The organism is Saccharicrinis aurantiacus, from assembly GCF_001660705.2.
Taxonomy (GTDB): Bacteria; Bacteroidota; Bacteroidia; order Bacteroidales; family Marinilabiliaceae; genus Saccharicrinis; species Saccharicrinis aurantiacus.
In genome coordinates this window covers 110,303-133,565 of record NZ_LYBV02000021.1, presented here as the reverse complement: position 1 = coordinate 133,565, position 23,263 = coordinate 110,303, and the positions used below count along the sequence as shown (strand labels likewise).

At 36.7% G+C, this 23,263-nt stretch carries 14 protein-coding genes and 2 tRNA genes; 5 read left to right on the top strand and 11 right to left on the bottom strand.

The genetic code is table 11. The features are described from left to right. Window positions 1-264 precede the first annotated feature (264 nt). The 4 genes from A8B35_RS23295 to A8B35_RS23290 all read left to right on the top strand — a co-directional run bounded on the left by A8B35_RS23295 (window position 265) and on the right by A8B35_RS23290 (window position 3,248). Window positions 265-337: transfer RNA gene (locus tag A8B35_RS23295), tRNA-Gln, on the top strand. A 182-nt stretch (window positions 338-519) separates the two neighbouring features. Next, entirely contained in the window at window positions 520-2,286 is a 1,767-nt protein-coding gene (locus tag A8B35_RS08650) for a sensor histidine kinase (RefSeq protein WP_075602724.1), read from the top strand. Window positions 2,287-2,290: 4 nt separating this feature from the next. Beyond that, complete coding sequence (locus A8B35_RS08645; RefSeq protein ID WP_075602723.1) at window positions 2,291-2,944, top strand: response regulator transcription factor; 654 nt, start codon at window positions 2,291-2,293, stop codon at window positions 2,942-2,944. A gap of 130 nt (window positions 2,945-3,074) precedes the next feature. Next, window positions 3,075-3,248 carry a hypothetical protein gene (locus A8B35_RS23290; protein WP_171973178.1) on the top strand — a complete coding sequence of 58 codons (174 nt, stop codon included), beginning with the start codon at window positions 3,075-3,077 and terminating at the stop codon, window positions 3,246-3,248. A gap of 819 nt (window positions 3,249-4,067) precedes the next feature. On the opposite strand, the gene A8B35_RS08640 is transcribed toward A8B35_RS23290, so the two are convergent. Then, on the bottom strand, window positions 4,068-6,401 hold the full coding sequence (locus tag A8B35_RS08640; RefSeq protein ID WP_083634386.1) for an arylsulfatase: 2,334 nt from the start codon (window positions 6,399-6,401) through the stop codon (window positions 4,068-4,070). Between the two features lie 229 nt (window positions 6,402-6,630). Continuing rightward, window positions 6,631-8,997: an arylsulfatase gene (locus tag A8B35_RS08635; protein ID WP_083634385.1), complete on the bottom strand. Its 2,367-nt coding sequence runs from the start codon at window positions 8,995-8,997 to the stop codon at window positions 6,631-6,633. 315 nt (window positions 8,998-9,312) lie between these two features. Here A8B35_RS08635 and A8B35_RS08630 point away from each other — a divergent pair. Next, window positions 9,313-9,385, top strand: a tRNA-Gln gene (locus A8B35_RS08630). Between the two features lie 104 nt (window positions 9,386-9,489). Here the strand turns inward: A8B35_RS08630 and A8B35_RS08625 are convergent. The 9 genes from A8B35_RS08625 to A8B35_RS08585 all read right to left on the bottom strand — a co-directional run bounded on the left by A8B35_RS08625 (window position 9,490) and on the right by A8B35_RS08585 (window position 23,078). Then, a complete protein-coding gene (locus A8B35_RS08625; protein WP_075602720.1) occupies window positions 9,490-9,822 on the bottom strand; it encodes a hypothetical protein in 333 nt (110 codons plus the stop codon). Window positions 9,823-10,007: 185 nt separating this feature from the next. Beyond that, the gene (locus A8B35_RS08620; RefSeq protein WP_075602719.1) at window positions 10,008-11,096 is read right to left on the bottom strand and encodes a hypothetical protein; all 1,089 of its coding nucleotides are present in this window, start codon (window positions 11,094-11,096) and stop codon (window positions 10,008-10,010) included. 90 nt (window positions 11,097-11,186) lie between these two features. Beyond that, complete coding sequence (locus A8B35_RS08615) at window positions 11,187-12,647, bottom strand: glycoside hydrolase family 30 protein (RefSeq protein ID WP_075602718.1); 1,461 nt, start codon at window positions 12,645-12,647, stop codon at window positions 11,187-11,189. Between the two features lie 81 nt (window positions 12,648-12,728). Continuing rightward, window positions 12,729-14,189, bottom strand: a complete 1,461-nt coding sequence (locus tag A8B35_RS08610; RefSeq protein WP_222844126.1) for a glycoside hydrolase family 30 protein — start codon at window positions 14,187-14,189, stop codon at window positions 12,729-12,731. Window positions 14,190-14,252: 63 nt separating this feature from the next. Further along, window positions 14,253-15,938: a SusE domain-containing protein gene (locus A8B35_RS08605; protein ID WP_075602716.1), complete on the bottom strand. Its 1,686-nt coding sequence runs from the start codon at window positions 15,936-15,938 to the stop codon at window positions 14,253-14,255. Between the two features lie 10 nt (window positions 15,939-15,948). Continuing rightward, window positions 15,949-17,439: a RagB/SusD family nutrient uptake outer membrane protein gene (locus A8B35_RS08600; protein ID WP_075602715.1), complete on the bottom strand. Its 1,491-nt coding sequence runs from the start codon at window positions 17,437-17,439 to the stop codon at window positions 15,949-15,951. Window positions 17,440-17,508: 69 nt separating this feature from the next. Next, window positions 17,509-20,463 (bottom strand): SusC/RagA family TonB-linked outer membrane protein, encoded by a 2,955-nt coding sequence (locus tag A8B35_RS08595; protein ID WP_075602714.1) that lies wholly within the window; start codon window positions 20,461-20,463, stop codon window positions 17,509-17,511. A 34-nt stretch (window positions 20,464-20,497) separates the two neighbouring features. Next, window positions 20,498-21,169: a hypothetical protein gene (locus A8B35_RS08590; protein WP_139314846.1), complete on the bottom strand. Its 672-nt coding sequence runs from the start codon at window positions 21,167-21,169 to the stop codon at window positions 20,498-20,500. A 250-nt stretch (window positions 21,170-21,419) separates the two neighbouring features. Next, window positions 21,420-23,078, bottom strand: coding sequence for a DUF6377 domain-containing protein (locus tag A8B35_RS08585; RefSeq protein WP_075602712.1), 1,659 nt, complete (start codon window positions 23,076-23,078; stop codon window positions 21,420-21,422). Window positions 23,079-23,263: the final 185 nt, after the last annotated feature.

The window sequence follows — 23,263 nt, the reverse complement described above, 5'->3', positions numbered from 1 at the left end:
AATTGTAGAGACACTCTTTTTCAAAGATTATGATCTGTAAAATGGTGTGCAAAATGATTTGAATAGTCTTTAAAAAGAGAAATTAATTATTTACCTCAAAAAAAAATGCAAATAGCATTAATAATATAATTAAAAGATAATCTGTAGGATACGCACAAGCGCTACTTGGCAAGTAAAAACAATTGAAAAAAATCTTTTTCAAAAATTTGCAGTTATCCAAAAATGATATACTTTTGCATCGCTTTCACAGAGAAAGACTAGGATTGTCCCATGGTGTAATTGGCAACACGTCTGTTTTTGGTACAGAAGAGTTTAGGTTCGAAACCTAATGGGACAACACAAAAGCTCGATATCATTACGATATCGGGCTTTTCTTTTTTTATACTCCTCCACTTTTATTCCTTCACTTTAGTTTTTATATTGAACCTACTAAAATTAGTATTCTAATCCTTTTTATAACTTTGATTTTAAAGAGCTTAATTAAAAAGAAAATAAGCGAATTCAATTCACAAACAAAGTATGCCTAATATTAAAACTTCTTTTTCGATACTATACGGTACAATTATTCTGTTTTTGGCTGCTATTTTCATCGCATTCCTGTTGCTATTTCAAAACCGTTCAGAATTTGGAGAGAGTCAATTCAATCGTACACAAGTAATTAATTTAAGCGATAAAATTAGAGAACGTAACGAAAACCTTACCCATTACTGCATGCAGTTTATTATTACCCAAGATACTGTTTGGGAAAAAGCCTACTTAGATCTGATTTATATTAATAAAAAAACACAGCCAAACTCTAAAACTACCATTACTTCCATTGCCGATAGCTTAAGTCACCTTGGTTTAAACAAGAGAGAACAGGGCCTTTTACAGAAAACAATATTAATATCACACGAGATCACTCAATTAGAAAAAGAAATATTTTCTATAATTAAATCCTCTAATTCGCAGGGTGATATTGAAAGCGATGCATATTTAATTGCACGAGATAAAGCATTATCAATAATTAGTAGCGATGAATATATCTCGCTAAAACGAAAACTAATTAGGGAGATTAAACAATTTGAACAGATCATAAATAATAATACAAATGAGATTTGGATAAAAAACATTTCGGAAGGAATGCGCCTGTACTACCTTGTTCTCATTTTAATTGCGTTAGTATTAACCGCTTCTTTATTGGCATTTTACCTGATATACAAAAAACTAAAAGAGAAGGAATTATTAGACAAAGAACTACAAAGTAATTTCAGAACACTGGAACATACCCAAGATGAATTACTGAAGAGCGACGAACGTTTTACTTTGGCCGTTATTGGAGCTGAGGCCATAATTTGGGATTATAATGTAAAAGACCAAAGCGTAAACTGGCATCCAAAAGACTGCAACTTACTAGAATATACCAGTAGCGAAATTGAATCAAATTGGGATTTCTTAATTTCAAAAATTCATAGGGATGACAAGGAAAGATTCGAGAACTATATAAACTCCCCCATAAGTGAAAGTGGAGCATTTAATATAGAAGCCAGATTTTACACCAAGAATAATGAATTAAGGTGGTACCGATGCAAAGGCTCATCATCGAAAGACGAGAAAAATAATACAAGTCGTATTGTGGGTGTTTTTGCCGATATTACGGAGCACGTTCTGCAAGATGAAAAAATGATGAATACCATTTTAGAAACTGAAGATAAAGAACGCAGTAGAATTGCACGAGAAATTCACGATAGCTTGCAACAAACCATGTCGACAGCACTATTGAGTTTTGAAAAAGTTAGATCTATCGTTCGTTTTACTGACGATATGGCAAAGGATCGATTTCAGCAGGGTTATGATTACCTAAAGGAATCTATCAACGAAAGCCGATCTTTAGCACACAAGCTAATGCCCAAGGTAGTTGACCAGCGCGGTGTAGCACCAGCCATTGAGGACTTGATAAATCTGCAATCGGAATTAGCCGGAACTACATTTAGCTTTTACCATAACCTAAAAGACGAGAGGATTAAAGTGGCAGCTGAAATGACCATTTATAGAATAGTGCAAGAAGCCATTAATAATGTAAATAAGCATGCAAAAGCTGAGAGCTGTACCATACAGCTATTAAAACATAAAAATATTATTACCCTTACCATAGAAGATGATGGACAAGGTTTTGACCTAGATAAGAACGCGGGTACTTTTGGTTTAACAAGCATGCAAACAAGGGCTAACTTGATTGGAGGTTTTCTACAAATTGAATCCTCAGTGGGTAACGGAACACAAGTTTTATTTGAATTATCGCTCTAAAAATATGGAAGACACTATTAAGATACTATTAACAGACGATCATATAATGATCAGACAGGGACTAAAGACTTTTTTGGATAATGATGAATTTAAGGTAGTTGCTGAGGCTCAACATGGCATAGAAGCCATTGAACTTTTAAAAACAGAAAATATTGATGTTTTAATTACTGATATTATGATGCCCGAAATGAACGGCATTGAATTGGTTAAAAATGTAAGTTCGCAATTTCCACAAGTTAAAATACTTGCCCTTACCATGCTAAACGAAAGGCAAAACATTAAAAACATGCTAGCCGCCGGTGCACACGGCTATATTTTAAAGGATTGCACGCAGGATGAATTAAGAGAAGCGGTTAGAAGCGTTAATAAAGGAGAAACGTTTTATAGCAAAGAGGTTACTAATATTATTATGGAAAGCCTTACACCGCAAGCTAAACCCAATAGAGTTGCGGTTGAAATACCCTTAACCAAACGCGAAACTGAAATTTTACACCTAATTTGTAAAGAACACTCGAATATTGAAATAGCAGAAAAGTTATTTATTTCGAACCGTACTGTAGAAGCGCATAAAAGAAACTTATTGGAAAAAACAGGCTGCAAAAACATAGCCGGCTTGGTTATTTATGCCCTGGAGAAAAAGCTGTTTAGCGATATATAACATTGGCATACTTATAAATAAGGGATACACCTATTTTCTTGATATTAGTATATCACCAAATGAGTTGACTGCAGATTGCTTCATCTTTGTAGGGTAATATTTAAGTAATTATCCATTAAAGAATTGAATGATGAAGAATTTAAAATTTTTATTTGCAGTAGTTGCCATGATTGGTGCAATGAGTTTAGCATCGTGCAACAAAGATGAAGAAGAAGTAACACCAGAAGTGCCTGAGAAAATTCAACCACTTCCTCCAACGGCTGAACAGCCACTTCCGGAAAACCCAACAGTTAGCCCTTTCTAAAAAAAGAAGCATTCTGATATTTTAGGATAGTATCTGAATTTACATTTCCTCTCATCGTTTGGTGGGGGGATTTGTTGTTTATATACATTAATTATGTTAATTTAAGCAGAGTCGAATTCGCCAAAAAATCAGCTCTAATGAGCTAGGTTTATTGTTTGTAAATGATAAAACCCAAGGCTTAATTAATGGATTGAATTAATGCATTTACCCCGTTACAAACAAAGCCACAACTACCTATTAATAAATGAATTGACATCTGACTTTCACACTTTGCTTAGCGCTCAAAAAAAAGACACTATATTTTAGATAAAAAGACACTACATTTTTACCAAAAACACGTGTGATTTTTTAAAAAAGACACGTGTTTTTTTTTAAGGTCATGCTATACGTTTTTCCACTTCCTTAAACCTTTAAAAAATAATAGATGTAGAAGCCAAAAAAAAGGCACTCCTTTATTTAACATATTACACTGTGAGTAGTCAGTATTAAACAGATTTATATTGAGTTTGTAGTTTTGGCTTAGGGATAGCAGCGGCATCCTTTGTGAGCCCTTTTTGGCGAAACAAAGATATAGCGCATAGCCCGACCTGCAAGGGAAGCCCCCCCTGAAGAATATTTTTTATTGGAATGTATTTTTTCGCAGGCTTGTATTTAAGCGCCGTCAGGTAGGCCTCTTTACAAAAGGCTTGAATTTCTTTGCCCTACCTTTGGGCTATTTGCCCAATACATAATGTTATTTAGGACAATAGTGGCTTTATACAAAAAAAAGAGGCAGCTTAGTGCTACCTCTTCGTTTTGGCTGATTCTTGTATTACTTGCTTAATCTAAATCGTATTGGACGCATTGTAAATCACCATCGAAGGCAAAAGGAGCTTCGTAATCGGATGTTACGGGCGAACCTAAATCCATTCCGATATCGGTGGTTTCTGTTACTGCAAATCTGATTGGAACAGTTTTATCAATGTTTCCTGAACCTACCTCTTTACCATTCACAAATAGCTTGGCCGATCCTCCGCCACCCCACTCTTCTGACTCTTGGGTATATACCATTTTAAGCTCTAAGGGTCCGTTTGGCAAGGTACTACTTGAGGATATGGTGTATCGTGATTTGTTAAAGAAATTATAAGTATAGTGCAACTTATTGTTTTTAATGTACATGGTATAGCCGGCCACATTACCGCCAACCGCCACAAGTACTCCTTGGTTGCCTTTTTTATAATTGATTTTTGAGCTTATGGTATGACTACGTGAATACACTGGCGGGGTTCCTCCCTCTGGTATACGCACTGTTCCGGGGAAGTATTTAAAATGTGTTTTGCCGCGCGTTATGGACGGACGGAGCGGGTTTAAAGCGCGCTCGGCATACCTGTCATCAAGCGGATACACATCGTATTTATTTGCCTCGATATCGAATATATGCTTTAATTCTTCAAGTTTATCGGGATATTGCTCAGCCAAATCATTAGATTGTGAGAAATCTTCATCAACATTATAGAGTTCCCACACATCATTATCGAAACCTACTGAGCCTGTAAATGCCCATGGTACACCATGAAAAGATGATGCTACCCAGCCTTCGTGATATATAGCTCTATGTCCGCCAACCTCAAAATACTGCGTTGTTCTTTGATCTTTGGCCTGCGAATTATTAAAGGTATATGCCATACTAACACCTGCCATTGGCGCCTGCTTTACCCCGTTTACTTCTGTTGGAATTTGAACACCTGCAGCCTCGTATATGGTTGGAGTAATATCTACCACATGGTGAAACTGCGAACGTTTTTCGTTACTAGCCTTTATATGTTTTGGCCACGAAATAACCAATCCGTTTCTGGTGCCGCCAAAATGTGAAGGTACACGTTTCATCCATTGAAATGGCGTTGAGCCTGCCCACGACCATGGCACTGCATAATGGTTTTCGAAATCTTTACCTCCCAATTCGTCCATCACTTTTAACTGATCTTCTAAATTATCAGGGAAACCATTCTGCACCATCATATTATTAATGGTTCCCATTGGCGTTCCTTCGCCACTAGCCCCATTATCTCCCACAACATATATGATCATGGTATTTTCTCCGCCCGGCACATTTTTAGCAGCCTCAATTAATTGGCCTACGTAATGATCGGTATGTGCTAAATAACCAGCTACTACTTCCATTTGTCGTGCAAATAATTTCTTTGCCTCCGGCGTTTGCTCATCCCATGAAGGAATCGCATCAGGTCGTTCTGTTAACTTGGTATCTTGTGGAATGATGCCCATTTTTTTCTGACGCGCAATGGTATGCTCTCTTAGTACATCCCATCCTTCATCAAACTTGCCTTCAAATTTCTTAATCCATTCTTTTTGCACATGAATTGGCGCATGTATGGCTCCTGTTGAGAAATAAGCAAAGTAAGGCTTATCGGGATTCAAAGATTTTTGCTGACGTATCCATTGCGTAGCATCTTTAGATAAGTCTTCTGTAAGATGATAACCATCTTCGGGCTTTAAAGTAGGTTCTGTTGGCAAAGTATTTTTAAACAATTGAGGTTCGTACTGGCTGGTTTCGCCGCCCATAAAACCATAAAAATATTCGAAACCTAAACCTGTTGGCCATCGATCAAAAGGACCTGTTTGGTTGGTTTCCCAATCGGGCGTGTTGTGCCACTTACCCCATGCGGCTGTATTGTATCCGTTTTGCTTTAATACCTCGGCAACACTAGCAGCATCCTTATCCCAAATACTATTATAGCCCGGAAAACCTGTAGACATTTCAGAGATGGTTCCGAAACCTAATTGGTGATGGTTTCTACCTGTTAAAAGTGCAGCTCGTGTTGGGCTACATACCCCTGTTGTATGAAACTTATTATATAATAGCCCTTCTTCTGCCAGCTTATCAAGCTCAGGCATATCTATGGGGCCGCCTAAGGTGCTGGGTTGTCCAAAACCAACATCATCTAAAATAACCATTAGGATATTGGGCGATTCTTCGGGCGCCTCAAGGGGCTGCGGGTAATCTTCATCCGAGTCCTCAAAGGTTTTACCAATCTTCCCACTAAACTCTGGCCACCCTATTGGTAGAATACTACCTTCCTTTTTTGATTTTTCCTCATCCGGCATCGTACATGAGACTAGCAGGGATATTAATAGGAAGCTTAATAATTTACGCATAGCTATTTATTTTATACTTGTTAATAACTCAAAAATTAAAACGGAACTATTTTCCTTTAACAAAAATAGGGTACCAGTACCGCCTTTTTATTTGCTGAACCCCTAGTTTAAAAATATAGGTGTTCCACCTAGTTCTTGGGTAAATAAAAACCTCCTCTAGTACTTAAAGAAGCACCAAAGGAGGTTAAAGATAAGGGTATAGATTAGCTACTACAATACACAATTACACTTAATCAATATATTTTATGACTACAGTATTTATTTCTCCATCAAACTCAAATGGTGCTTTATCATAATATGATTCTGCAACCGGAGAACCTAGATCGGTGCCGATATCGAAACCATCGTTAAATGAAAACATTGAGGGAGCTGTTTTAGGCACTTTGCCCGTGGCATACACCTCGCCATTCACTTTTATGGTAACCATAAGTGGTGCAAACATTTTATTCTCTTCCATGCGAGAGATTACTTCTATTTTTACGTTCCCTTTAGGCAAACGCTTCTTGGCTCTAATTTTAGTACGCTCCATTAAAAACAAATTGTACTCATAATTTAAATAACCATTCTCAACAAACATACTAATACCCCCTGCATGAGGACCTAAAGCATATAACACACCATTGGTTTTTTCAGTGACTTCGGCGTTAATTACAACCGAATTATTAGTGTTACCTATACGTGGTGCATTGGCTTCAGGAATACGTGTTATTGGACTAGGGAAATTCCATTCTGTAGTGGGTTTCATAGGAGCATCTTCAGGATGCATAGCCGCTGTTGACCAAAAGGAACCACCAATAGGTAAAACTTTATTTTTGGTTGCTTCCATTAAAAATATATCCTTCATCTGCTGTAACTTTTCAGGATGCTTCTTTGCTAAATCGTTTGCTTGCGACCAATCTTCATCCAAATTATACAACTCCCATGTATCGTTATCAGGTGTCCAAGTATTGAATCCTTCTGGTAATCCAGGTACCCAAGGGATACGAGGCCCAAAGGTGCAGGCATACCAACCATCGTGATAGATGCCACGACTCCCCATAATCTCAAAATACTGGGTTTTCTTAGTGCCTTCAGCTTCGGCATCATCAAAAGTATATGCCATACTTGTACCATCGATCGGATCTTGTTCTATACCGCTTACAACACGTGGTGGTGTAATATCTAATATATCGTAGATAGTGGGTGCTATATCATTTACATGATGAAATTGCGCACGAGGTGTTGCATCTGCCTTAATTTTTTTAGGCCACCTTACTGCCATAGGCTGACGTGTGCCTCCAAAGTGCGATGCTACTAATTTTGTGGCTTTATAAGGAGAACTTCCTGCCCATGCCCAAGCGGCGTGTTGCATATTCTCCACTTTTGGTCCGCCTATTTCATCTAAACCTCCAATTTTCTCAAGTGCTTCAATTTGTTGTTTAGTTGTGGTTTTTATGGTGTTTTGCGCCAACAATTCAGATATGGTTCCATTCTGCCCTTCTGCTGAAGCTCCATTATCACCCCAGATATAAAACACAATGGTATTGTCCTTATATCCCAATTCGTCAACCTCATCAATCATGCGCCCTACTTGCACATCAACGTGCTCTATAAACCCAGCGTAAACTTCCATCAACCTAATTTGAAAAGCCTTTTCGTCTTCAGGTATATCCCCCCATGCAGGCATAGATTCTGGGCGTGGGGTTAATTGTGTATTCTCCGGAATCCACCCCATTTTCTTAGCTCTTTCGTATACACGCTTGCGATACTCATCCCAACCATCATCGAACTGACCCTTATATTTATCTGCCCATTCTTTAGTAACATGATGCGGACCATGCGCTGCTCCACTAGACCAATATAGGAGGAACGGTTTTTCTGGCTGAAGTGATTTGTGTTTATGCAACCAATCAATAGCTTGATCAGCCAAATCTTCACTTAAATGATAACCCTCGCGATGAATTTTACTTTGATCAACTAAATTGGTATTCTCTACTAATGTTGGCTCATATTGCGAAGCCTCCCCTCCTAAGAATCCGTAAAAATGCTCGAAACCATAGCCTGTTGGCCATCGATCGTAAGGACCCATTTCACTGGTTTCAGAAGGATGTGTATTATGCCATTTCCCAAAAGCAGAAGTAGCATAACCATATTGCCTAAGCACCTCAGCTACTGTAGCACTGCTTTGAGGAATAACACCTGAATAGCCATCCCAATCATTGGCATATTCAGAAATAACGCCATTGCCTACTCTATGATGATTACGTCCGGTAAGCAAAGCTGAACGAGTTGGTGAACACATAGCCGTAGAGTGAAAGCGATTGTAACTAATACCTTCGTTGGCAATTTTTTCAAGCGTCGGTGTATTAATCTCTCCGCCGTAAGCACCTGCTTGCCCAGGCGCAACATCATCCAATAAAACGATAATAATATTGGGAGCATCATCAGGCAGGTGCTTGGGTACACTTCGCTTCTGATGACTGGATTCTCCAAGCGTTCTTCCGGCTACTGATGCCGATGGTATAGGCGCAAAGGGCAAAACCTCTTGCGCTATAACATTAATTACTCCCATAAAGGACAGAATTAATGTTGTTATTAATGATAGCTTCGTTTTCATATCGTATATTTTAAATTTAAACACAGTTCTTAATTATCCTGAATACACTCAATTAAGAGACTTAACAAAGGTGATATATTAAGCCATAAAATATATTGGTGTCTAACTGATATCTAATAATTAGGTGTATCACGTAGTTTTTGACTATTAAAGTTAGAGAAATTAAAGACACAAAACCTAAATCACTGCAATACAATATACTAATATGCCTACATCTGATAAATATGAAAAAAGATTGAAAATCTGAGTATTTTATTTTGTCAGTTTTAAAAAATAAATTACTTTTGCATCGCTTTCACAGAGAAAGACTAGGATTGTCCCATGGTGTAACTGGCAACACGTCTGTTTTTGGTACAGAAGAGTCTAGGTTCGAGCCCTAGTGGGACAACAGAAGAAGCCCGATATCAAATTGATATCGGGCTTTTTTTATGGCCATACTTAGCAATATTAGTACACCTTGTTAACGATATAATGTCTCGCTACTTTAAACCTTTAGTCTACTAGACTTAAGATTCCTTTTACTTTCTGAATATCTATATATCCGTTATATTTATAATTATGGAGGCTAACCATATCAATAATCTTTTTGTCATTCTGATGGTCAGATTCGCAAAGCCAGAGTTCTTCTTCAATAGTACCAATATTGGCCAAACACAAATGCCTATTTCGCGATAGTTTAAAAATTACGGCATTGCGTGCAATAAAATGATGCTGTTCTTTAAAACCTACAGCTATTAAATCTTCTGAACTAAGACTTGCTCCAGAATTAGATAAATATTGCTCACCTCCACCTCTATCACTTCCTACTAATGTATTTCTTTCCATTATTTTAGATTTAAGTTTTTCATAGAATAAAGTGCACATATCGGTGAGAGAATGAGTAGCTGGAGGTTTCCCCTCCAAACTATCAGCTTACACCGTCATTTATTAACTACTATATCGTTTATAATAATACTTTTAACGCATTACTTATGATACATTGTTATGCCCTGCTATCATTCAATCAGTCATTACCCTTTCCGTAAGTAAACACGGTTCCCTGATTTTCTATATAATTTGATTTTTATCTCTTGATGCTTACTATTTCTAAGCCTTCTTTGAAAAAAGGTTTTAGGTTTTCTATACCACCTGAATTTATGCCGTCTGTTGTATTCCGCTTCAAAATCACTTGTAACTAGGCCGCTCACTCCTGTAGAAGTGTACATCTCTTCTATAGGATTATAGAATACGAGATGGTCAAATACCTCTTCCCAAATTAGTTTTTGTTTATTGTTATAAAAATGATCGAATGGGTCTTTACCAAATGGAGAGCCTTTTAGTTTAAAAGCCATCGGCTTATTACCTAAAGTTTCAAATGAATTGTCCCAAACACCCTTATTTATAAGCTTTCCTGACATTGAACACTCATTTAAGTAAACATTAGTTGTAGTGTGCGGCAACTTCCATTTTGTATATTTTGCAGCAGAGTACTTTGAAAAATACGCATGCCTTGTATTCATAATTACTAATGCCTTCCGGGTAGAATCATTGTTATACCAGTCTACAATAAATTGCCCCATTTCTGTATCTCTATTAGGCTGAATGGCAATTTTGGCATCATTTTTACTTTTTATTGAATCCCAAGAATAACTGATATCGGCACCAATTAAACGAACCTTGTCATCACCTTCTAACTTTTGATTTAATTCGTAAATGTGTTTTACAAAATTGTAAAAGCTAGAATTACTCCATAAAGTATGTACTGAATTGTTTCGACATATGCTTATTAGGGCATTCTGTAAGTCTTCGCTTGGTAAGTCTTCTGATAACAGAAGACTATCAAGCTTATCCTGAATTGTTCGTGTACACATCTCTGTTATAACAAAACCAACGTTTTTGATAAACCAGTCTGTTGATATAATTTCTTGTACAAAATCATACTGAGTCATTTCAGTATGCATTCGTTCGCATAAAAACACCAAATCATTCTGACTAAATAGATGATTCAAATACGCAGAGGGTTCATTACTGTTTTCTTTTAAATAGTTAACATGTGCTGTTTGACTACTTGCTGTAAAAGAAATTGTTAATGCTATAATGATCAGTTTAATTTGGTTCATTGTTTAATCAAGATTTAATATGAATTCAAGCTGGGCATAACTGTTATAAAAATGTGCACTTATTAAGAAATAGGTATAACTGTAGACGCCTTAATAAACAAGCGTTTGAATTCCGTGGGCTGCAATCTCTAATTTGGTTTCAAGCTCATCAACAATTAATTTATAATTGATGGCTTCATCCGTATCGTTCATTACAACAGTTACCATGCTTCCATCGGCATTTAAGAACGAAGTGCTGTGAAAATAACTTCTGCTGCAACTTGTGCTCACTCTTTTAGCTCCCGAACGAATGAACTTTGAAAAATGTCCGATATAATAATACGATGGTGTATAAATTAATTCATCTGTGCGTGTATCGGCATGGATTGGTGCAAAACAAAAATTGCCTACGTGATTAGGTCCACCGGTATGATCTAACAAAATATTCCAATCGGTCCACCCTACTGTTCCAGCATTAAAATCGTTAATCATTGATTTTCCATATCGCTCACCATTCGACCAACGTTGATATTCTGTTACGTCGAATGACTCAATACAACCTTCTGTAAATAACAATTCTTTATCAGGATAGGATTCTTTTACATTTTTAAGGTTATCCCACATCGACTCGCCACCGGCCCATCGCTCGTACCAATGAAAACCAATTCCCCATGCATATTTAGCCGCTTCAGGATCACCAAAAATAGTATTGGCACGTTGCGTAATTAAGTCTCTGTTATGATCCCAAACCACAATGTTTTTATCGCCTAATCCTTCTTTCTCTAAGGTTGGCCCTAGGTATTTTTTTAAGAAATCTCTTTCCTCTTCAGCAGTATACACACACGACTCCCAAGTTTGAACGGCCATTGGTTCGTTCTGAATAGTAAGTCCCCAAATTGGCATTCCTTCTGCTTCATAAGCCTTAATAAACTTAGCGTAATACGATGCCCACGACTGATAAAATTCTGGTAATAATGAACCACCTCTAAGCATGTTCTCTCGTCCTTTCATAAAAGCAGGCGGACTCCAAGGACTCACATAAAATAGTAAAGAGTCGCTTGCCAATCGCATGGCTTCCTTAATCATTGGAATGCGAAGCTTTTTGTCTCTATCAATAGAGAAAGTTTTTAAGTCTTTATCGCCCTCCTCAATATAAGTATAGCTTTCGCTGCCAAAATCTGAACTATGAATTGTGGTACGCAATAAAGTATAATCAATACCATTTGGACCGTAGTAAGCATCCATTAATTCTTTTTGCTTTGGAGCTGATAACTGATCAAAAACTTCGGTAACCGCATCAGTTATTGCTCCACCAATACCTATAAAGGTTTGAAACTGCTTAGATGGATTAACAAAAACTGCCAATTCTGTTTCTAAAGGTTGTATTGCCTTACCAAAACTAGTTGATGGTGTTGCGGATAACCTATGATCAGTATTAGCCGAAGTCTCGTAAACTGAAATGTTAGATTTATGCGACCATTCAATGTTAGCTGGCACTTCTTTTTCACATGTCTTTTGTGGTGAACATGCCACAGCTAAAAGCCCTATTGCAATTAAATTTTTAAAGTTCATATAGTCTCTTTATTTTTTAGGATTACCTCCCGAAATGGAGGAAGATAATCCTACTTGTTTTGCGTTAGTTAATCTGCGTGCCTACTCCGCTTCAGGGGTATACACATAAGTAGCTACAGCTTTTGAAGCCAATTTGCTAGTTATTAATTTACCGTCCACCTGCATGTTAAATTCCTGTTCAGAATCTGCGTTATTAATCACCACCACTACAGTTTTTCCATCGGGTGTTGAAAAAGCCACATTGTTAAGGTTTGATGGTACATTGGAATCTAATCTCACAGATCCTGGACGTACAAATTTTGAAGCATGAGCTATAATATAATAAGCGGGATTTCTGGTTATATCATCATTATCGATAGTTAAAGCACCTAGGCATTCGGTACACCCACCCTCTGTGTGAGGCCCTAAATTAGGATCTGATGCTAAATTCCACTCCAATACATTACGACACCAATTGCGAGTAGCACCTATAATTAGATTATTGGTATGCCAAACCAAATCTTCGCCAAAGTTACCCGGCGCTCCAATCCACTGCTCTGTAAAATACAAACTTCTGTCTGGATGTGCATTATGCACCTTGCTCAAATTATTTATATCTCCACCATATAAATGAAACCCTGAACCATTAACATACTTCTTCGCCTCTGGATCGTCGAGTATTGAGATCGGATATTCTGGTTTATCTGCATTATGATCGTAAAGAATAATTTTAGTTTTTATGCCATTGGCCTCAAAAGTTGGTCCAAGTGCTGTTTTAATAAAGTTTGCTTGCGCAAGAGCTGGCATATATAAACTTGGGTTATTGCCCGGATGCAATGGTTCGTTTTGAATTGTAATGGCATCGATAATTATCCCGTTTTGAGCCATCTCTTGCACATACTTTACAAAATAATTGGCGTACGCTTGATAAAACTCTTCTTTTAATTCGCCCCCTTTTGTGGCATTATTCGTCTTCATCCATACAGGAGGAGACCAAGGCGATCCTAATATTTTAATAGTAGGATTTATCGCTAATATTTCTTTCAAGACTGGAATCAAGAAATCTTGATCAGGAGCCAAAGAAAACTGAGTCATATCTACATCGGTTTCGCCTGGAGGTAAATCGTTATACGAAAAAGTATAAGAATCTAAATCAGAAGCCCCAATACTAATACGCAAATAACTTACGCCTATCTGATTGTCCTGTGTACCAAATAATTCGTTTAATAAAACACTACGTTTTACATCGCTCATACCTTTTAAGAGCATGGCGCTACCTCCGGTTAGGGTATATCCAAAGCCATCTATCTCCTGAAACTGTGTTTCAGCATCAACTACAATCGTAGGCTTCCCATTTTCTGAGATTTCAGAGAAAGTCCAATCTTGTTTCTGAAACTTAGAGCTACCATCATTAGATGAAAGATAAGCTGTAACATCAATTACCTCAGGGGTAACTGGAGGTTTTGGAGTTTCTTCCGTATCCTTTTTACAACGAGCTCCCATCATACTGAAAACTAGTAAAAACAGAAAGGTAATTGAAATTGTATTTTTTGATTTCATCATCGTCATTAATTAAATAATGAAACTAATGTCTGCTAAAGTAACAGACACTAGTTTCAACTGTAGTTATCTGGCTTTAAACTCGTATGTTCCTGTTGCATAATCACCAGCCACAACAATTGTAACATCATAGCTTCCACTGGCACTTATATTAGTGAAGTTTGAACCTCCTCCGTTAGTCATAGATCCCGCCAAGGCATTAGGATCATCAGCGCCAAACTGAACATCCCAAGGAGAAAAGAACTTAGATTCGAAATCTGCCTGCAAATCTGTTGTAGCGGTAAATGTATAAGGATGAGAATAAGTCATTAGTACTTCTACTTTATCATCCCAACCACCTTCGGCATCATCATCCCAATGGAATAATTTAATATTATAGTGGTGCCAAGTTAATTCGCCAGCATTCACATCTACTGTAAAACCAAAAGCCTGATCGAAACTTGTTGAAAAAGTTGCATCCATATTCGATAGAGCAACAGTACCCTCAACTTTATCGCCACTACCACTTTCAATGGCATCACTTGTGCTATAGCTCATTCCTGAACCATCAGATTCTGTATTAATTATTAATGCATCAGTAGGTTGTAGCGCCAAATATTCAGTTGTAGTAAATATTCCATCGCCTACCATAGTTAACTCGTGACTACTTCCGTTTACAATTAAATACATACGCGACTCTGGCGCTTTTTGTACATCTAAGGTATAACCCTCGCCAACCAAGTTTACGGTAAGTGTATAATAACCCGGTTCATCCATAGAGAAGTCTTCTACATCAATACCCTGGTCGCCAGCAAAGCTTTCTGACATAATAGTATTGCTTGAACCGACTACCTTTTTCAGGTTATAACTCCAGTTGTCATTTGTTCTGAAAATAAAACTCCCGGTACCAACAAAGCTAATGTCAGATTGCCAAATACCCATACCTTTATAGGCTAACATTTCGTCAGAATCCCAACCATTTTCAAGAGGAGCTCCAATAATCCCTAATCTTTCAATAGGATTTAATTCAATTGTCATTTGATCAAAATCAACAACAACTCTATAAACCGATTCTGTATCTACAACAATCGGATCACCATCCTTAACTAGTTTACCATCTTCGGAAAGACCATATTGCACCGCATTTTCACTCCTACCATTATAAACCATGAAAGGCTCATTGGCTTTTAATAAAGTGTAAGACTCAAATAAATGCAGTTTTTCGTTTGCTCCATTAACATTACGGTACATTAAAATTGCATTTGAAGCATCGTTACCCACCTCTGTTGCAGCTCCGGCTAAAAACAGTTTATCGTCATCGTATCTATTTACTTTTAACGATTCGCCAGCTTGTGTTTGTTTACTTAAACAATTGGCTACAACCGTCCATGTTAATTCCAAATCTTCACCAGCTTTAAAACCCGTCATATATAAAGCATCATTTAACTCCATATAAGTTGTTGTTGCCGACAGGGCTTTTCCTCCTTCTAAAGCATCTATTTTTAGAATTGGAGCACTACTATCTTCAGCATCTAAAGAATCAATCAGTACGGTGTAGTATACACCATATCTTTCGGAAGAAACAGCAGCTTCCCAGTTAAAGGTGATTATCTCTTGTGGTTTTGATTCGTCTAAAACCAGTGTATTACCCTCATTAAAGGTTTTTACCGCAGGTTCACTTAACTCCCAATTCCCACTTGGATCGAGATTACTCTCTTCTTCACATCCCCAAACCATTAGGGATACTAATAATACCAATATTATATTTTTCATCATTATTGTTTTAAGGATTTTGAACTAGTTCAGGATTTCTATCAAGCTCTTGCTGTGGAATTGGTAATAGAATCTTCGATTCTGTCATGTTATAATCTATTGGCGTATTATTTCTTAAATCAATCTCAACCAAATCGTTCATTGTTTGAACCACTACTCCATAACGTACTAAATCATCCCAACGCTGCGCCTCTTGCGCCAACTCCAATCTGCGCTCTTTTAAAATGCGCATCTTTAAAACTTCCTTTGAACTTTTTTGCTCTGGCGTTAACTTAGGTAGGTTAACTCGCGTTCTAATACGATCTACTTCATCGGCAGCTAATCCCAATTGCCCTGTTTCGTTTAAAGCTTCTGCCTTAAGCAATACGATATCGCCATAGCGTAAAAAATACTGTCTGTCGGCACTTGACCATCCCGATGCATTTTTCCATTTGTAAGCAAAAGCCACATCATTGGGTAGTGGATTATCATCACTTGGCTGATCTATACCATAATATTCATCAATCCATGAAACGTTCTCCATTAACACAGAAGCATTTTTTCTGATATCGTCACCTTCTGAATCAAAGGCGGCTATTAAATCTTGAGAAGGCGTTACAAATTTTCTCCAATCATCGCCACTTATTGAAGGTGGCAATAACATTTGTGGGCCCCAGTTACCATCAGAACCAGCAATCCATTGTGCTTCAAGTATCGACTCATCGTTATTAAAATGTGCACCATCAAACAGGTGAGTATAATCTATCAGTCTATAATTTGCAGCACTTTTATCAAGCTCTGCAATACATTCAAGCACCTTGGCATAATCCGGGTTCGGCTTTTGTGCATACGCCTTTGCTAACAATGCCCATGCTGCACCAGCTGTAGCACGTGCTTTATTTACATTGGCATCCGATCCATAGGTATCGGGTAAAAGTTGACTTGATTCCTCTAAATCTGTAATAATTTGTGCAAATACCTCTGTTGCCGTTGAACGCGGGATATTCACTTTTGAAGCATCTGTAGAGTTAGTTACCTGAAGTACTAAAGGTACACCTCCGTATAGATTTACCAGATTGTAATAATGAAATGCACGTAAGAATAACGCTTCTCCAATAATTTCATTTTTTCTTTCTTCGGTTAACAAAGGATCTGTAACATCGTGAATACGTTCCAATACTATATTCGCCTTTAATACGGCGTTATAAATATTAGACCAACTTTGATAGACTTTTTCGTTTGTTGCAGATATATCTAAATAATCTACCTCATAAAAAAATGGATTATCGCCACCTGCATAGTGATTATCTGAGCGAACATCTTGAAACTGTACATTATTCCATACATACGCATCAGATTGAAATGATTCGTAAGTACCAGTTAGAGCTGCCTCTATTTGACTTAATTTATTGTAGGCATTAGCAGTTGTTTCTTCCGAAATTGGCTTTAGATCCAGAAAGTCGTTACACGACGAGGCCGAAACGCCAATAACTAATGCTAATATATATTTATGTAATTTCATATTGCTTGTATTAATGGGAGAATAATAAGTGTATTAAATTGCTACTAAATATTCTCGTAGTAATGAAGATTAAAATGTAACATTCAAACCAAAAATATAATTTCGCGTTTGCGGATAAGTACCATAATCAATTCCTTGCATGGTATTAGAACCTCCAAAAGCATTTACCTCAGGATCAAAACCACTGTAGTTTGTAAAAGTGAGTAAGTTTTCACCGGTTGCATAAATTCGCACATTGCTAAGGTTTATTTTTGATAGTAAACTCTGTGGCAAATCGTAACTTAAACTAACCGTTTTTAATCTTAGGTAAGAAGCATCTTCAATAAAGCGGGTTGAGATGCGCGAATTATCAGTATTTGCCCAACTTGCTCTTGGAATATCTGTAACATCACCTGGCTCTCTCCATCTATTGTTAACAGTTGCAAGCTGATTTTTAGGATCAATCATACCCTCCGAATCAATTCGCGTAGCATTAAGCATATCATTACCATGTGCACCTTCAAAGAAAATATTTAAGCCAATTCCTTTATAACTTAAAGTATTACTAAAACCATAAAAGAAATCAGGATTCGCATTTCCAATCACAGTACGATCATCGGCTGTTGGGTTAAAAGTACTCTCCCCATTGCTATCTAAATAATAGGCATTTCCTGTTTCAGGATCTACACCTCCCCATACATAACCATATAAAGTACCTAAGGGCTGTCCTTCTTCTAATAAGATGGCTTCTCCTCTTCCTGCAACATTACCCATTGGTAAGCTTTTTACTACCAAGTTTGTAACTTCGTTTCGGTTAAACGAGATATTAAAGCCTGATGTCCACTTTATTTCTTTATCTATATTGGTTGTATTCAAGCTAAACTCAAGACCTTTATTTTCAAGGTTTCCGATATTCTGAAGAGCAGAAGTATAACCCGTACTTGTAGGAAGTGGGGCATCCAATAATAAATCGCGAGTTTTACGCAAATAAGCATCTGCCACAAATTGAATTCTTCCGTTAAATACATTTATATCTAATCCAATATTTGTTTGCTCTGATTCTTCCCATTTTAAGGATTTGTTATCCATTGTTTGAGGATAAGTTCCGGGCATTAAACTACCTCCAATTGGGTAATTGTTAGAACCTACAGTTCCGTAGTGGGCATAATTTCTAATTTGATCGTTACCTACAATACCCCAACCAGCTCTTATCTTTAAATCATTTAAAAATGAAATATCCTGCATAAATGATTCTTGAGACATACGCCATCCTGTTGAGAATGAAGGGAAGTAACCCCATCTGTTATCCTCACCAAAAACACTAGATGCATCCGCTCTAAAGTTGGCTGTGATAAGGTATTTATCTGCAAAGCCATAATTTAATCGACTCAAATAAGAAACATTTGATTTTTCAGCTTTGGTATTTCCTGCACTCGATATGATTGAACCTCCATTTGTGGTTGTAATGCCATCACTAGAAAAATTCTCTGTAGTAATGTATGCATTCTCCCAAAGGTATTTCTGAATAACATTACCTGCTAAAGCTTCAATATTATGATTTCCGATTTTTTTGTTAAAACTAAGGATATTCTCAGTCATCCAATAGCTTGATCTATCCGTATTATTAGTTCCAATTCCGGTTTTAGCACGACCATAACTGGTGCGGTAAGGATCTAAAAAGTAATCGTAAACACCATTACTATTGTCTACTCCAAAATTACTTTTGAAGTTAAAATCTTTAAGAAACTGTATTTTAACATACATATTACCTAAGAAACGCTCGCTGTTATATTCGCGCTCAGATCCATCGGTACTTGCCACAGGATTTTCCCAGTTTTGAAATGGATTACTCGTAAAAGTGCCATCCTCGTTATAAATACCAATTACCGACGGTGTATTTAAGGCTCCTGTTAAAACACCACCTTGATTAACTGCATTGTTATCGTTTACATCAACATCGCGATACTTTGTATAAGCAATTCGAGTTCCAACAGATAACCAATCGTTTACCTCTTGATCTAAATTAATTTTAAAGTTAGCACGATCCATCTCAGAGCTTCTAACGGCACCCTTTTGCTGAACCCATCCTCCAGAAACGTAATAAGACGTTTGCTCACTTTTACCAGACATAGATAACTGATAGTTTTGAGATGCGCCTCGCTGAAAAATCTCATTTTGCCAATCGGTGTTCTTATTGTATTTGTTCCAATCCGTTGACTGTCCCATCTCGGTCATTAAATCTCTATACTGCTCACCATTTAATACATGTAGAGTATTCCATACTTCAGAGAATCCGGTATATGCATCAAAAGTTACTGTTGGTTTACCTGTAGTTCCTTTTTTTGTTGTAATTAAAACAACTCCATTGGCACCTTGCGATCCGTAAATAGCGGCTGAAGAGGCATCCTTCAGCACCGTAATGGTTTCCACATCAGCCGGATTGATAGATCGCGTATCACTGGTAGGTATACCATCTATTACATATAGTGGCTCACTACCTGCCGTAACAGAGTTTGTACCACGCACTCTAATACTTAAACCTTGCGATGGTTTACCAGAACTTGAAGCTACACGAACACCTGCAGCTCTACCTTGAATTAAGGACCCTAATTGTGTATTTGGTCGCGACTCTAATTCTTCGGCTCCTACCAAAGCAACAGCTCCGGTAATATCCTTCTTCTCTTGCGTTCCATAACCTACAACCAAAACTTCATTTAGTCCGTGAACCTCATCAAGCAACACAACATCAATAGTAGTTTGATTAGTCCATACCACTTCTTGACTTTGCATACCTATAAAACTATACACAATAACGCTCTGTGTATTTCCCTCTAAGCTAAGCGCATATTTTCCATCCATATCCGTAATTGTCCCAAGCATTGATCCCTTCACTTGAATTGATACGCCTGGAATAGGATTTCCATTTGTATCGGATACTGCACCACTCAATTTGGATTGCTGAGCAGCTACGCTACTGGACACAATCAACCCCAACACTGTACATAAGAGGAGTTTACAATATCCCCTTCTAAGAATTTTACTCATAAAAAATAAATATTTAGATATTTAATACTATAGACTAATTAACACTCACCTTAAATGTAGATCCATCTATTATCACCAAATACAAACCTGGCTCATCTACTTCCACTGCATATTTTGTATCTGCTGTTGTTACCTTATTAACTAATGTTCCTGCCATGTTATACACCAATACTTGTGTCATATCTGTTATGCCAGCAACCATAATTCGCTTGTTATTTGCGTAAACCTTATACTGCTCTGAAGTTTTTGTACTTACCTGAGTAGAAGTTAAAGGAAGAGATAGTGTTGTATTACCACTAATAGAGCCATCGCTGGCTACTGTGAAAGAAAGGTTTGCATCATCAGCATAATAATAAAGTGTATTAATGGCTTGCCAACCAATTGTTTTCATATGTGGGTTCCAACTGTAATCACCTGGAGCAACATTATGAAATGTACATTGCCAAGTCCATACTCCATCTTCTTTTAATAATGACCCATTATCTCTACCTAACTCTCCAGTATACATTGGGTACCACCAATCTCCATCATATAAAGTACCATCATCATTTCCAGCCCAACAAAACACATTCGTTTCGTTATTGTCATCCACATTATTAGTTAAAGCTCCTGCTTGATTATCGATCACTTTTAGCGTAACGTTATATTGTGCATTTGCAGTTACGATGCATATCATCATCATCAGACCTAGTAGTAGTTTTTTCATTTCATTTTCTTTTAATTCCAGATGCATATACAATGCATACATAGATGATTTAACCTATCAATCTTTGGAATGTAAAGAGAATTGAAAAAAAGAGGAATTGCGAAGCTAGGGACTCAAAAAGTGGATAAATACAAACACCCAAATACTAATAACCACTAATATACAGGCGATTACAAAAATAAGCCTATTCTAAAAAAGTGGACTATAAATGAGTTAATTAGTTAACAGATATTAACAGAATTGTTAATTTTTAATCCATTGACACATGGGTTGCATCAATTTTCATTACCATTTCTTCAAATGAATCTCGATCGCCTTTAGCCATATTTTTGAGCTTTGCCCTGTAGTTGTAAATGGTATTTACAGAGTAGCGAAGTAACTTTGCTATACGAGAGCTATCCTTAATCCCTAATCGAATTAGAGCAAAAACCCTTAATTCAGTTGTTAAGGCTTCTTTATTCTTTAGTATAATTTGATCTTCATCATTGAGCAAGGCATTAATCGCTTCAACAAAGTGCGGAAATATATGTAAAAATGTACTGTCGAAATTATGGTAAAACTCTTTTACCTCTGCAGCTAGTAATTTATTAGATTTTGAAGAAGCTAATAAGGCTTGAACCTTTTGATTTGTAATTTGCTTGTATACATTTTTGTTGTAGCTATCGAGCTTATCAATATAGTTAGAGCAAATGGTAAGAAAGTTTGCTATATAATATTCCTTAACAAGGTTTGCTTCCTTTAAATCATCATTCACTTCTTGTAACTGTATATTAATTTGCTGTAAATCTTTATTTAATTGCTTTTGATAAAGATTAGATTCATGTTGCTTTGCCTGCGCCTTACGAAGCGTACGCAACTGAAGATAACCTATAAATAGCGAGAGTATAAAAAGTAGCGACAGGAAACTAATGATGATTAAGAAATTTTGCATTTTGGCTCGTTGTTCTTCTCCCCTAATATAGTAGGCCTGATTAATTACAGGTAGAATATTAGAAATAAGGGTAAAACGCAGCCTCGAATTATAAAAGGATGCATCATCGTATGCTACTTTTATAAAGTTATAAGCCAATTCAACTTCCCCCTCTTTGTGTAAAATCAAGGCTAACTCGGTAAGCGATGCATTGTCTTTAATGGCCGATCTGATATCTGATATGGCAGAAAGTATTAAATACTTTTTTCTTTGCGCAGTATTATTTTGCAACTGATAGATTAAAGAACGCTCAAAGGTTATTAAGGAGTATCTCCTACTGCCCATTTTAGCCTTCGATAAACGAATATCATTAATTTGCATACACTTTTCTAACTCCCTTTTATCGCGGTATTCCTTTTCTTTAATCGACAGCAATTCTTCTGAATCACTACCTAATAAAGGAATAAGTGAGTCTGTATAGTTTTGGGCAATTGCAGCATACTTTTGATAGTTATCATTTAGTGGGCTATATACACTAAGATCCGTGAATATCTTAATGTTATCTTGATAATAGTCTATTAATTGCTCATCCTCAAAATTAGCTGCATTTACTTTATTAAGCATTTCTATCGCCTCGTAATATCGCCCAGAACTTGCCAAAATATTAGTCAAACGCAAACGCGAATAGTCAATTAATTTAGAACTGTTAATCGATTCAGCCAATTGAAGGTTTTTCTTGATATAATGCTGTGTTGAATCGTAAGAGTATGCTTCATATTCTTTAATCAACTGATTATTTATATAAAATAACTCTTCGCCTTGTAAGTTTCTTTCTTTAATAAGCTTAGTAAAATTTTCTAAACGATTTTCCTTTTGTGCGTCATACGCTGGTCTCTTATTGATGTCTGTTTGCAACACATTCATAAGTGAATCTAACTCTGATGCATTAAGGATAAATGGCGTAAACAGAAATACAATTAGTGTATAGATATTTTTCATAACAACTTAATAACGTTAAAGTCCATTTTAAGAATGATAAAAACGACAGGCAGTTCTTAACTAGAGATGATTCTAAAACAAATAAAACTAAATATTTTAAATTTTAATCTTAGGTATTAATATAATTGAATAAATATAGATACTATTTAAACATTCAATCCACTTTATTTAAAACAACACAATCT